Source organism: Haemophilus parahaemolyticus (genome assembly GCF_018373095.1).
Classification (GTDB): Bacteria; Pseudomonadota; Gammaproteobacteria; order Enterobacterales; family Pasteurellaceae; genus Haemophilus_A; species Haemophilus_A parahaemolyticus_A.
The window spans coordinates 1-13,661 of the sequence record NZ_JAHAHT010000041.1; the positions used below are offsets into that span (position 1 = coordinate 1).

The window sequence follows — 13,661 nt, forward strand, 5'->3', positions numbered from 1 at the left end:
CGTCAAAACGGTTTATCTTACAGCAAATTCATCAATGGCTTGAAAAAAGCATCTGTTGAAATCGACCGTAAGATCTTAGCTGACATTGCAGTCTTCGATAAAGTAGCATTCGCTGCATTAGTTGAAAAAGCAAAATCTGCACTTTAATGCTAAAGTTTAGATAAAAATTGAGGGGCACCTATGGGTGCCCTTTATTTTTACGTGCTTTTAAAGCTCAGTAAAACTTATATGCCTAAACAATTCATATCGTCTTTACCTACCTTATTTAAATATCTATTCCATCACAAATGATTGCAGAAAGCGCATAATTATTATTAAAAGTAAAATTTATTACAAATGATATTGACTCGTATTAAAAATTTACGTATATTCACGGAACTTTTTTGCAAGTAATAATAATTCTTATCTTTTTTCATCCTGGAATCTTTTTTTATGAAATTAAAAAACACCCCACTTTCTATTGCTGTGCTTACAGCACTTTCTTCTTTTGCATACGCAAACACTGCTGATTCAGTGAAACTTGATGTTGTTCAAGTTGTTTCTGAAAATGCAGGAGCAAAAAGCAAAACTAATGTTGTAACCTTAAAAGATCTTCAAAAATCAACCAACGAAGATTTAAGAGGCGTATTAAGTGCTGAACCTGCAATCAATTTCGGGGGGGGGAATGGCGGTACTTCACAATGGGTGACTATTCGTGGTATGGGTCAAGACCAAATTGATTTCAAAGTAGATAATACTTCAAGCGACACTCCAGTTTTCCATCACCAAAGCCGTTTTATGTTAGATCCAAGCCTTATTAAACGTATTGACGTACGTAAAGGTGCTGGTTCTGCAAGTGCGGGTATTGGTGCAACCAGTGGTTCTATTGAAGCCACGACGGTTGATGCAAAAGATTTATTAGAAGAAGGTCAAGCGTTTGGTTTCAAACTTAATACAGGCGTAAGCAGCAATAAAGGCCACTCACAAGGTGCAACTGTTTATGGTAAAGCAGGTGTTGTAGATGCATTATTAAGTGGTAACTGGCAAACGCTTGAAAATTACAAAGGTGGTAAAGGCTATTCAAATAAAGATGGCTCTGATGTGGTTAAAAATAGTGCGTTAGGACAACGTGGTCTATTAGCCAAATTTGGTGTAGACATTGCTGAAAACCAACGCGTTGTGTTAAGTCATCGCCAAGAACAATATCATGGTGAACGTGCTTTACGCGAAGAGTTCGATTTCTCACAATCTTACTTAGCAGGTACAAGTAAAGATCTTAAAGCTGGTCAAACATTAAGTAATGTTTTTGCAGGTAAAAATAGAGGTGGAAATAACACCTATTATATTTTAGATGCAAACGGTGCCTTAATTGCGAATGATGCAACCAATAATCCACGTTATCGTATTACGACACAAGATACGACAAACTTAGAGTGGAGTGGTAAAAATATGGGCTTCATTACCGAAGCAAAAGCAAATGCTTACAGTATTGAAACCTCACGTAAAGAACCTGCTGGAAATAGTACTACACGTGTTTCAACTCAAGGTGCAAACTTAGATTTAGATTCTGAGATTGGTGAAAGTCACTGGTTAAAATATGGTGTTAACTACCGCCATCAAGAAGCAAAACCAAATTCAATTCAAGAAAAAGCTCGTGATCGTGCAACGGGTCATATGGTTGCAACAGGCGTAAAACGCAACCAACAAAAAGAAGATGTGGGTTTATATGTTGAAGGGATTTGGGGCTTTGGACCAGTCACATTAACCACAGGTGCACGTTACGACCAATTTAAATTCAAAGCGAACAGTGGCAAAACCGTCAGCCACGCTGATTTCAATCCAAGCGTTGGTTTAATCTGGCAAGCGTTAGATAATTTAAGTTTCAATACTAACTTAAACTATGCAAGCCGCAGCCCACGTATGTATGAAGCGATGTTAGCTGGTAATATATTACGTGATGTTTCAGATAATCTACGTGCAGAAAAAGCACGTAATACAGAAGTTGGTTTCAACTATGATGTAACTAAAAACATCTCATTAGACGGTAGTTACTTCTGGCAAAAAGTAAAAGATGCTCACGCAATTAAAGCTAACACCATTGTAAATGCTGCGCTACTACGTAACCAAGGTTATGAATTAGGCGGTGCTTATAAACAAGGTGGTTTCAAATTCCGTGTAGGCGTTGCTGAAAGTAAACCAGAAACCTCCACATTTAACAAGGCAAGTTTAGATAATGCCGTATTTGCAGTAGCAACAGGCCGCACTTGGACAACAGCCGTTTCTTATAAATTTGAAAATCCAAGCTTAGAATTAGGTTGGAAAGGTCGTTTTGTTGAAGGCGAAACAGGCACACCAAGTCGCGGCTCAAACGCTGGTTCAGCGGCAATCAAACAATCGGGGTATGGTGTGAGCGATATCTACGCAAACTGGGAAGCAAACAAAAACTTAATGCTTAACTTTGCGGTAAATAACGCATTTAACAAGAACTATAAGAGCCATAGCCAACGTGCTGGCGGTAATAGTTTAGCGGGTGCAGGTCGTGATTTCCGTATGAACGCAACTTACACTTTCTAATTTTATAATAATCCCTCTAGAACCAAACCTTATCTACCTCTTTTGAGGTGGGTAAGGTTTTTTTCGTTCTCCCTCATTCGGATTTATGGCATAATCTGTGCAGTTTTATTTTTGTTCACTTAGATTTCAATGTTTCCAGAATTTGGCTATTTTGCCCTGATTTTTGCTCTTATTGCCTCAATAACCCAAGTAGGATTATCGCTTTGGGGGGAGCTGAGAAGATCCCCATATTTTTTATCGCTAAACCCATTTCTCTCGCTATTACAAGCGGTCGGAACGGGCATTTCTTTTGCAAGCCTTGCTTATGCGTTTTTAACCGATGACTTCTCGGTGATTTATGTTGCTCAACACTCCAATAGCCAATTACCCGATTTTTTTAAATTCGCTGCCACTTGGGGCGGGCACGAAGGTTCAATGCTCTTTTGGCTTACTGCACTCACACTCTGGACGACGGTCTTTTGCCTTTTTTCTCGTAAAATCGACCGCTTGTTTGCTAATCGTACACTGGCGATGATTTCACTTGTTGCAATGGGCTTTATGCTCTTTATCTTGCTGGTTTCCAATCCTTTCGAGCGTGGTTTTCCACCTCCTCCAGAAGGCCGTGATCTCAATCCAATGTTGCAAGATATTGGCTTGATTTTCCATCCGCCACTGCTCTATATGGGCTATGTCGGCTTTGCAGTGAGCTTTGCGATGATTGTGGCAAGCCTACTTTCAGGCAAAATGGACGCTGCTGTAGCTCGTTGGATTCGCCCTTGGACGATGATTTCGTGGGGCTTTCTCACCGCTGGGATTATCCTCGGTGCTTGGTGGGCGTATTACGAACTTGGCTGGGGAGGCTGGTGGTTCTGGGATCCAGTTGAAAATGCCTCATTGATGCCGTGGCTTCTCGGCACTGCGTTAGTGCATTCGTTAATCGCTAGCGAACAACGTGGCGTGTTTAATTATTGGACGATTTTGCTCGCCATTTTCGCCTTTGCCTTAAGCTTGCTAGGTACATTTATCGTTCGCTCAGGTGTACTGACTTCTGTACACTCCTTTGCTGTCGATCCTGACCGTGGCATTGCGTTATTGCTCTTATTCTTTAGCTTGAGTTTTATCGCCCTCGCTCTTTTCGCTTGCAAGACACAATTCTGGCAAGGCGAAGTACGCTTTACGTTTTTTTCTAAAGAAACTGCATTCTTATTGCTCAATGGTTTATTTGCTGTAGCAACTTCGGTTGTGTTGCTCGGCACTTTTTATCCGCTTGTGTTTACGATGATGCAATGGGGCAGTATTTCCGTTGGTGCACCTTATTTCAACACTATTTTCACCCCGCTTGCGTTGCTGGCAATGTGTGCGATGGGCGTAGCAGTGGTACTTCGCTGGAAAAATGTACCTCTTAAACAAGCTAAATTGCAACTCTGGCTTCTGCCTGTGGCGATGTTGCTTGCCCTTGGTTTGATTTATCACACCGTGAGTCAAACGCATCTGTTTAAAATCGAACCGCTGCCCGTAGTGTTCGTCAGCCTTGCATTCTGGATTATTTTGACGCACCTGCCTTATTTGCGTTTTATGTGGAAAATCCGACCGCTTGCAATGCGTTTGGCACATATTGGCTTTGCGATTTGTGTGATTGGTGCGATGATGAATAGTTACTATGGCGATGAAATCGGTGTACGATTAAAACCGACTGAAACTGCCAATATCGCCGATTTTGAATTTAAATATGAAGAGTATCGCGATGCCATTGGTGCCAACTACACCGCTGAACAAGCTGTTTTTTCCATCAGTAAAGCCGGCAAAACGCTCGCCCAAATCATCCCAGAACGACGTTATTATGACATCCGTACCATGACAATGGCAGAAGTCGGCTTATACCACCACGGTTTGCACGATCTCTACATTGTAATGGGCGACAAATTTGGCAACCTCGAATATGCCTTCCGCTTACATTACAAACCTTACGTTAGAGCTTTATGGCTTGGTGGGGTAATTATGGTGCTGGCTTCACTGATGGCGTTGGTGGGGTATTCTCGCAGAAAATAAAAAATCCGCCGATAGCAATGCTACTAAAAAATCCCCCTCTTTGCTAAAGAGGGGGGGATTATTACAAAAGGAAACAACAATGAAAAAACTCCTCCTCTTCATTCCCCTCGCTATTCTTATGGCGGTGGTGGCATTTTTAACCGTTCCACTGTTGAACAAAGATGCCCTTTCGCCAACGGAAGATTGGCAAGATAAGCCAATACCCGAATTTGTGGGCAAAAATCTACTTGATCCGCACGCACATTTAACCAACAACAGTTTGCCGCAAGAGCCCTATATTTTGAATGTTTGGGCGAGTTGGTGCACCTGGTGTATCAAGGAATTTCCGATCTTATTGAAATTGAAAGATCAAGGTGTGCCGATTGTGGGTTTAACCTATTCAGACCAACCTGCTGATGCTCGTGAAGCTTTAGGGCGTTGGGGAAATCCATTTGCGTTGGTAATTGATGATTATGAGCGTGGCTTTTTAATTCAAACCTTGAAGGTCTCTTCCGCACCGTCAAGTTACTTGGTGGATAAACACGGCATCGTTCGCTACCAACAAAAAGGCTATAATCCGGATTTTGAAAAAGATTTCCTGCCACGATTAGAAGTATTAAGAAACGAAAAATAAGAACATAGGAATAGAATGAAGTTTTTGCAAAAGATTACCCTTTTTTTACCGCTTGTGTTTGCCGTTTTCAGCAATATTGCCAAGGCAGAAATGGTCGATACCTTCCAATTTCACAACGATGCGGATCGCATACGTGCAATGAGTTTGGCGAAATCTTTGCGTTGTCCGCAATGCCAGAATCAAAATTTATTGGAGTCAAATGCCACTACCGCTTATAAACTTCGTATTGAAGTGTATGAAATGGTCAATGAAGGCAAATCGGATCAGGAAATTGTTGAAATTATGACCCGGCGTTTCGGTAATTTTGTGAACTACAAACCGCCTGTGAATGAGCAAACTTGGCTGCTTTGGGGGATGCCTGTGGGCTTGCTGGGGATCGTTTTAGTTACGATTGTATGGAGAACTCGTACCAGAAAGATAGGACAATAGATGAAAACACGTGAACAGCTTAATTTAGAAAACTATCAACAAGCGGTCAAATTCGCAGGCAATTTTGCCGAACCATTCAAACAAGAATATTTGGCGGAGGCAGAAAGCCGTTATCAATTTGATCAAAATACAACAGAACCTTGGCAAAATAAAAGGAAATTTTCACCGCTTGTTGCAAGTTTGGTTGTGCTTTTAATTACACTCCTCAGTAGCTTATTTTATTGGCAGTCCGGGCGTTATTCCTTGGTGCAAAAAGGTGAGCAAATGCATCAAGCCTTCCAAGTAAAATTGGAGATGGAAGACAAAACCCAAAAAAATGATCGCTATATTGATAGTTTGCAAAACCGCTTACGTGAGAACCCAAACGATGGTGATTTATGGTATGAATTGGGACAGGCTTATGCGTTAAATAATGAGTTTAATTCAGCATTGATTAGCTATCAAAATGCACAGGTGGTATTGGGCGAAAAAGCGGCAATTTTAGGGGCTATGGCAACCGTAGATTATTATGATAAAGGGCAAAAACTGTCCGAGCAGGCAAAAGCGTGGTTAGATAAAGCCTTATCATTAGATTCAAAAGAGAGTTCAAGCTTGTTACTACTGGCTTCCGATGCCTTTTTGCATAATGATTATGAGCAGGCAATTGGCTATTGGCGACGTGTGTTAGATGGCGATAATGATGCCATTAACCGCCGTGCAATTATTCAAAGTATTGAAATGGCGAAGCAGATGAGAAAATCTAATTAACTTAGAGTAAAATTTTATCTTCCTGACCACGCCATAAGCGTTGAATATTATCGTGATGACGATAAACCAATAAGCAGCAAACTAATGCCACGGGGAAGGTAAATTCAGGCTTATACCACCAAACAAAAATAGGCAGAATAAGGGCGGTAATGACAGCGCTTAATGAGGAATAGCGAGAGATAAAAAAAGTAATTAGCCAAGTTGCTAGGGCTAAACCTGAAATTTCTACCCCAAAAGGAACAAGGGCACCTAATGAAGTGGCAACGCCCTTGCCACCTCGGAAGCGGAAGAAAATAGGGAAAACATGCCCTAAACAAGCTGCTAATGCAATAAAGCCAATTTCGCTCGGTTTTAGGCCAAGATGAAAAGCAATAGCAACAGGTAACATTCCTTTTAACACATCAAATAGCAGCACTCCAAGTGCAGAAAGTCGCCCGCCAATACGCAATACATTCGTTGCACCAGGGTTTTTCGAGCCATTTTCACGCGGGTCAGGTAATCCTGCTAATCGGCAAAAAATAATCGCACTCGATACTGAACCGAGGAGATAAGTCCCAAAAATCGTTAAATACGCAGTAAATGTCATATTTTTCCCTGTTTTTATGTTATATTGTCGCTATTTTACCGCATTATCTACATAATAAAAGTAGAATAAAATAAGGAAAATCTAATGCTTGATAAAGTTTTTATCCATGAACTTACCGCTTTCGCTTCCATTGGGGCTTACGATTGGGAGCACACCATCAAACAACGCCTAGTATTTGATATCGAACTCTATTGGGATTTCAGTAAAGCGGTGGAAACAGATAATGTGCAATATTGCTTAAATTATGCCGAAGTGTCAGAGTGTATTTTAAATTTCGTAGAAGGTAAACCTTTCAAACTGGTCGAAACAGTCGCTCATCAAGTAGCTATTTTACTGCAAGCAACTTACGGCATTCAAAAATTACGTATCAAATTACATAAGCCTAAAGCCGTAGCTCAAGCAAGTAGTGTCGGTGTGATTGTTGAGCGAGGTTTTGAATAACTTTTTCGACTCTATTAGCGGATAAAGTGCATGAAATTTATTGGATTTTCTGCATCACGAGCAGAGACAATTTCTTCTCCATCTTTTGGTAAGCCGATCATTAACAAACCAATTACTTTATCCGTTTTCGCACAGCCAGCACAAACAATTTGCTCCTGAACTGGTACTTTTACAGATTCATGATCTAATTTTGCCACCATTCCAATCACCATTGGAGCTTGGATTACCAGTTTATCGGCTTTGGCTATATTTTTTTGTCCATTTCAAATTCAATGTCTGCTGATTTTAAGTATTTGTGAAATTTCGGAATGCCACTCTTTTCAATTACGACGAAATCGATAAGGTTTCATTCGCCCGTGATTTGGAGCACGTAAAGACGCTTTTAAAATCGCATTAAGTTGTTCTATGTTTGGAGCAGCATCGTCAAATTGTTTACTTCGGCGATAATGAAGTAGGTTTAAAACGGCTATGGTTATTGGTAATTCGCTAAGTTTTGTAGGATTTCAAGCGCCTTTCCACTAGCCAGCACCGCTTTTACTTTTGCTACATTGGCTTTTAAATCAGGCTCGCCAAAGGTTCGCATTAGCATTGCTACATTCACTGCGACCGCATCAATATGTGCTGCTTCGCCTTTGCCTTGTAATAAAGCTCGGATTTTTTCAGCATTTTCAGCGGGTTCTCCGCCTTTTAAGGCTTCGATTGGATGACGTGAAACGCCAAAATCTTCAGGCATCACAGAGTAATAACGGATGTCGCCATTTTCAATTTCTGCCACTTGCGTTTTGCCGTGAATGGCTACTTCATCTAAGCCTGCACCGTGAACAACGATAGTATGTTCGTGGTTTAAGGCTTTTGCCGTTTCCGCATAGATTTTTAAAATTTCTGGCGAATAAACACCTAAAAGCTGGCGTTTGGCGTGAGCAGGATTGACGAGAGGTCCTAAAATGTTAAACAGCGTACGGGTTTTTAATGCTTGGCGGACGGGGATGGCGTATTTGAAACCTGAGTGATAAAGTGGGGCGAATAAAAAGCAGATGCCAATTTCATCTAACGCTTTGCGTGCAGTTTCTGCTGGAACTTGGATATTGATGCCAAGTTGAGAGAGTACATCGCTTGCCCCTGTCTTGCTGGAAACACTACGGCTACCGTGTTTTGCCACTTTGTAGCCCATTGTGGCGGCAACGATAGCACTTGCTGTTGAAATATTGATGGTGTTATGCCCATCGCCTCCTGTGCCTACAATATCTGCAAAAGCGTAATCTGGTGTTGGGAAAGGAGCTGCATTTTCGAGTGCAGCGGTCACTGCGCCTGAAATTTCGTCAATCGTTTCGCCTCGCATTTTTAACGCAATTAACGCCCCTGCTAGTTGCTCATTTGACACTTTGCCTTGCATTACTTGAGTGAAGAAGAAGGCGGATTCAGCTTTATCAAGCGGTTGATTATTAAATAATTTTTCCAAAAGTTGTTCTGTTTGCATAGTGTGTTCCTTATTCTTTCTAAACTAATAAATACTTTCTCCGGTAATTAAGACTGCCAAATCTCCCCTCCCCCTCTTTGCTAAAGAGGGGGGATCTCTGGAAATTTCTATATTATTTGTTTATATAAATAAATATATTATGAGTCAATTATTCTATTTTCACTAAAGAATTTCCCCTCTTTAGCAAAGAGGGGTAGGGGAGATTTGGCAGAATAAAAAACGGAGAAATTAATCCATAATTATCTCAACAACCACTCCACCGATTGCTTCAATAATTTAGTCCCTTCTACGGTCAAAATTGACTCAGGGTGAAACTGGAAGCCACAAATTGGCAAAGTTTTGTGACGAATTGCCATTACAATCGTGCCGTAACGAGCATTGATTTCCAGTTCTTCAGGCAAATCATCGCCCATTAAAGAATGGTAACGAGCCACAGGCATTGGGTTGTTGATACCTGCGAACATAGCTTGGTTATCGTGCTCAATTTTTGACACTTTACCGTGTAATACCGTGCCTGTATGTACTACTTTTCCACCTAATGCTTCAATAATAGCTTGATGCCCTAAACAAATGCCAATCATCGGTACTTTGCCTTTAAGTTGCTGAATAATCGGCAGCAAGTTACCCGCCTCAGCAGGGTTGCCAGGCCCAGGTGAGAGGGCGACTAATGCGTTTTCGGTGGTTAAAGCTTTTTGAATAAAATCTTCCAATGGATAATCGTTGCGGAAGATCGTAACTTGGTGTCCTAGCTCGCGAAATTGATCCACTAAATTGTAGGTAAATGAGTCGAAATTATCGACAAAAAGAATATGTGCCATAGTGCCTTCCTCTTATCCTTAATACTGCTGCCCTTGATTCACCTGCCCAATCGCTTTTAATACCGCACGGGCTTTGTGTCGGGTTTCGTCCGCTTCTAATTGTGGATCAGAATCCAACACTTCGCCACAGCCTGCTTGCACATAAGCTACTCCATTTTGCACAAAAGCAGAACGAATGACGATACAGGTATCTAAATTGCCTTCGGAGGTTAAATAACCGACCGCACCGCCGTAGCTATGGCGTTTTTGCTGTTCGAATTGGTAAATCAACTGCATTGCCTTGATTTTTGGTGCACCTGTGAGCGTGCCCATATTCATACAAGCTTGGTAAGCGTGTAATGCGTCTAAATCGGTACGAAGTTTACCCACCACGCGAGAAACAAGATGCATAATTTGCGAATAGCGGTCAATTTGCATCAATTCCACTACTTTACGCGTGCCTGACTGACTTACGCGAGCCACATCATTTCGGGCTAAATCGACCAACATTAAATGTTCAGCAAGCTCTTTTTTATCTAAACGCAATTCCAATTCAAGGCGAGAATCAAGTTCTAAATCAATGTTACCGTACTCATCAAAACCACGCGGGCGAGAGCCTGCAATAGGGTAAATTTCTAGCTGACGATCGTGTTCAGAATATTTCAATGCACTTTCAGGCGAAGCACCAAAGAGCGTGAAATTTTCTCCTTGCATAAAGAACATATACGGGCTTGGATTGTTCATTTTAAGTTGGCGGTAACTTGCCAATGTATTCGGACAAGGTAAGCTGAAACGGCGAGAAGGTACAATCTGGAATACATCGCCCACGTGAATATGATGTTTCAGTTTGCGAATAATCTCTTTGAATGGCTCATCTTCTAAATTCGCGACTGCTTCAGCATTTGCGGTTTGAATTGGTAAGCTGAAATTAGTTGGTGCATTGGCAAGTTCTTCTGCAAATTCGACCGCTTGTTGGCTTAATGTTGTTTGCTCCGCTGGATTGAAACAGAAAGTATTAAGCGTTGCGGTTTGAGCTTGGTGATCGATAAAGACCAATTGCTCGGCTAAATAGAAGCTGTAGTCTGGACAACTTAAGCCATCATCTTGCAATGTAATGTTATCCATTGGGATAAAATTCGCAACTAAATCGTAGCTAAACAATCCGCCTAAATAAACGGGTGAGCTTGTTGCTTTAAACAGTTGGTTTACAACACGCAAGCCATCAAACACCGTGCTAGTTTTGAGTTTGCTATCTTCATCTAATTGAGTAGGAATAGTGGGGAACTCAGCAACCAAGCGGTGTGATTCTGCATAAAATTCGCAAGAAGGTGCAGGATTTAAATTCGCTAAAGCAACTTGAATATGTGGAATGACTGCTTTGCCGTTTTTAGTTAAAGGCTCAAAAGTGACTTGCTGTGCATCGCAAAAAATATGCAATGCAGATTGGGCGAAGAGTAAGCTTTTGAGGCTATTTTTGCTTTGGATTTCAGCGGAGTCTAATAATAAGGTATGAGGCTGGTTGCCACAAAGAGCGTGATACATCGCAGTGGTATCAGCAAAATAAGGCAACGCGGTTTGTTGAATTTGCACGTTCATTTTTATCTTCCTGTGTTTATTTTTGTACTATTAAACTAGTACAAGAGCGATTTGTCAAGCGTGCAAGTAAAATATTATCCGTATAATGGGTTTTGGGGCTTAGTAATAAGAATAAGATAAGAAATTGAGCTAGTAGTTATAATCTTTCAGACTGCTCCCAAATTTTCTGTTGTTCCGCTTCTAATTTTGCTAATTCTCTCTGGGCTTTACGCTCTTCTTTTAATGCCTGTTGGCGAATTTCATCTTCCGCTTCCCAAATATCATAGGCTTGAACAATTTTAGCGACCACAGGATGACGAACAATGTCTTTACTGTCGAAGAAGTTGAAACTTAATTCTGGCACATCGTTTAGTACTTCCATAGCGTGTTTTAAGCCAGATTTTTGGTTACGGGGAAGATCAACTTGCGTAACATCACCTGTAATGACCGCTTTAGAATTAAAACCGATTCGGGTTAAAAACATCTTCATTTGCTCGGTTGTCGTGTTTTGACTTTCATCTAAAATGATGAAGGCATCGTTTAGTGTACGACCACGCATATAAGCAAGCGGTGCAATTTCAATTACACTTCGTTCCATCAATTTTTGGGCACGTTCAAAGCCGAGCATTTCAAATAGGGCATCATAAAGCGGGCGTAAATAAGGCTCAATTTTTTGCCCTAAATCCCCTGGTAAAAAGCCTAATTTTTCGCCTGCTTCAACCGCTGGACGGGTAAGCAAAATACGGCGAATTTCTTGGCGTTCCAGTGATTCTACCGCTGCAGCTACCGCTAAGAAGGTTTTACCCGTTCCTGCTGGACCAATCCCGAAGCTGATGTCATGGGTAAGAATGTTACGAAGGTAGGCTTGTTGATGCTCACCTCGCGGTTTAATTACGCCGCGTTTGGTTTTGATTGAAATTTCACCGTGGTTAGATGATTGCCAATGATTTTGTAGCAACAGTCGGCTTTCTTGGATGGCAAGATGCACATCTTCTAAATTTAGCTCTTTAGTCTTACCTTTAATTGGGGCTGTTTCGACATAAAGTTGTTGAATGAGCTTGGCTGCTTGTGGCAAAAGTGTGGTGGAATGGTGTGTTTTTTCCGCTGCCATAATAGTAAACACAAAACCTTGACGAGCAATGCTGAGATTAAAACTCTTTTCAATCAAAGCTAAATGCTCATCAAACGCCCCACAAAGCGATTGTAAACGGGCGTTATCAGCAGGAGAAAGGGTAAAGATAATTTCGTTCAAAATCGTTCCTTTTTAGCTTGATTTTAGCTAGTAACTTGTTTTCCAAAATCTTCGGGCAAGTCTTGCAAAATTTTAGCCCAATAAATACCGCTTTGTTGGCGATTTTTGGCGATACATTGTTGTACGGCTTCATCATCACTTTGTTCGCAAAGTACTTTTAGCGTTTTATAAAATTCAAATGTACCAAGGCGAGCCACCTCTTCGCGGAAAAATAGGCTTGCAACTTGAATATACATCTCTTTAAAGCTGTTTAAAATTAAGCCATAAACTGGTTTGTTCGCAATAAATGTAAATTGACGGAAGAGATTGTAATCAAAAGTTGCATAGGCGAGAGCGTTGTTCTCTAAATTGTCTAATTCAGAGAATAAATTTGCAGAGGCTTTTGCATCAATTTTTACCGCTTCACGCACGTAATATTCGACCATTCGGGTACGTAATGAAACTACATTTGAGATAATCACGGGCAGATACGAGCGGTCTAATTTGATGACCGTTTTGATAATGTTAGGCCCCCCGGTTTCCCAAATATTATTAACACGCGTTGCTTTGCCGTGTTGAATTTGTAACCAACCATCACGGGCTAAGCGTTGCAATACTTCGCGTAAAGTAGTGCGAGTAACACCAATATGTTCGGCAAGTTCACGCTCAGCAGGCAAGTCAGAACCTGCGGGGAAATAATTATTCCAAATGCTTTTTACAATATATTCTTCTGCTAAAGCCGCTGGGCTTTGTGCAGTTAAAAGAGTTGAGTTATCCAAAATGCCCCCAATGGCAAAATAAAATAAAATTTATCGTTTTTTTAATTATTATCAAATTTTCTAAAAAAAATCGCATAAATAAGCAACGATATTGAATTGTATTGTCGCTTAATTTCTATTATATTGCAAACTTACATTAACCTTTTATTTTTTATCTTTTTTCATCGTACAGGGAGTTCCTTATGAAAGGAGCAAACGTATTTTTCAAAACTTTTTTAGGAAAAAGTCCAAACTGGTACAAACTAGCAATTATTAGTTTTCTTATCATTAACCCGATTATTTATTTCTTCATTTCCCCTTTTGTAGCAGGCTGGTTACTTGTAGCTGAATTTATTTTTACCCTTGCAATGGCGTTGAAATGTTACCCTCTTCAACCAGGTGGTTTATTGGCAATTGAAGCAGTTA

13 protein-coding genes and 2 pseudogenes are annotated in these 13,661 nt (G+C 40.8%); 8 read left to right on the top strand and 7 right to left on the bottom strand.

The window, feature by feature from the left end:
• The 6 genes from KH943_RS05570 to KH943_RS05595 all read left to right on the top strand — a co-directional run.
• Nucleotides 1-147, top strand: a 147-nt coding sequence (locus tag KH943_RS05570) for a 50S ribosomal protein L20 (protein ID WP_304108742.1), incomplete at its 5' end; no start/stop codon positions are given.
• A gap of 285 nt (nt 148-432) precedes the next feature.
• Entirely contained in the window at nt 433-2,553 is a 2,121-nt protein-coding gene (locus tag KH943_RS05575; RefSeq protein WP_304108709.1) for a TonB-dependent receptor domain-containing protein, read from the top strand.
• Between the two features lie 129 nt (nt 2,554-2,682).
• Nucleotides 2,683-4,581, top strand: a complete 1,899-nt coding sequence (gene nrfE / locus KH943_RS05580; RefSeq protein ID WP_304108712.1) for a heme lyase NrfEFG subunit NrfE — start codon at nt 2,683-2,685, stop codon at nt 4,579-4,581.
• 79 nt (nt 4,582-4,660) lie between these two features.
• Nucleotides 4,661-5,194: a redoxin family protein gene (locus tag KH943_RS05585; protein WP_304108715.1), complete on the top strand. Its 534-nt coding sequence runs from the start codon at nt 4,661-4,663 to the stop codon at nt 5,192-5,194.
• A gap of 15 nt (nt 5,195-5,209) precedes the next feature.
• Complete coding sequence (gene nrfF, locus KH943_RS05590) at nt 5,210-5,623, top strand: heme lyase NrfEFG subunit NrfF (protein WP_304108717.1); 414 nt, start codon at nt 5,210-5,212, stop codon at nt 5,621-5,623.
• Complete coding sequence (locus tag KH943_RS05595) at nt 5,624-6,370, top strand: TPR domain-containing protein (protein ID WP_304108720.1); 747 nt, start codon at nt 5,624-5,626, stop codon at nt 6,368-6,370.
• 1 nt (nt 6,371) lies between these two features.
• Here KH943_RS05595 and plsY read toward each other — a convergent pair whose 3' ends face one another.
• Nucleotides 6,372-6,956, bottom strand: a complete 585-nt coding sequence (plsY, locus tag KH943_RS05600; RefSeq protein WP_304108723.1) for a glycerol-3-phosphate 1-O-acyltransferase PlsY — start codon at nt 6,954-6,956, stop codon at nt 6,372-6,374.
• Nucleotides 6,957-7,040: 84 nt separating this feature from the next.
• Between plsY and folB the strand changes: the two genes are divergently transcribed.
• On the top strand, nt 7,041-7,397 hold the full coding sequence (gene folB / locus KH943_RS05605) for a dihydroneopterin aldolase (RefSeq protein WP_304108726.1): 357 nt from the start codon (nt 7,041-7,043) through the stop codon (nt 7,395-7,397).
• A gap of 14 nt (nt 7,398-7,411) precedes the next feature.
• On the opposite strand, the pseudogene KH943_RS05610 reads toward folB, so the two are convergent.
• The 6 genes and pseudogenes from KH943_RS05610 to fadR form a co-directional block, all read right to left on the bottom strand.
• Nucleotides 7,412-7,867, bottom strand: a pseudogene (locus KH943_RS05610) (nitroreductase family protein).
• 2 nt (nt 7,868-7,869) lie between these two features.
• Nucleotides 7,870-8,874: an anthranilate phosphoribosyltransferase gene (trpD, locus tag KH943_RS05615; RefSeq protein WP_304108729.1), complete on the bottom strand. Its 1,005-nt coding sequence runs from the start codon at nt 8,872-8,874 to the stop codon at nt 7,870-7,872.
• A 239-nt stretch (nt 8,875-9,113) separates the two neighbouring features.
• Nucleotides 9,114-9,692: an aminodeoxychorismate/anthranilate synthase component II gene (locus tag KH943_RS05620; protein WP_304108732.1), complete on the bottom strand. Its 579-nt coding sequence runs from the start codon at nt 9,690-9,692 to the stop codon at nt 9,114-9,116.
• A gap of 18 nt (nt 9,693-9,710) precedes the next feature.
• Nucleotides 9,711-11,267, bottom strand: a complete 1,557-nt coding sequence (locus KH943_RS05625) for an anthranilate synthase component 1 (protein ID WP_304108734.1) — start codon at nt 11,265-11,267, stop codon at nt 9,711-9,713.
• Between the two features lie 136 nt (nt 11,268-11,403).
• Nucleotides 11,404-12,498 (bottom strand): PhoH family protein, encoded by a 1,095-nt coding sequence (locus tag KH943_RS05630; protein WP_304108736.1) that lies wholly within the window; start codon nt 12,496-12,498, stop codon nt 11,404-11,406.
• 23 nt (nt 12,499-12,521) lie between these two features.
• Nucleotides 12,522-13,256, bottom strand: coding sequence for a fatty acid metabolism transcriptional regulator FadR (fadR, locus tag KH943_RS05635; RefSeq protein WP_304108739.1), 735 nt, complete (start codon nt 13,254-13,256; stop codon nt 12,522-12,524).
• Between the two features lie 182 nt (nt 13,257-13,438).
• Between fadR and nhaB the strand changes: the two are divergent.
• A pseudogene (nhaB, locus tag KH943_RS05640) lies at nt 13,439-13,661 on the top strand (sodium/proton antiporter); the annotation flags it as partial.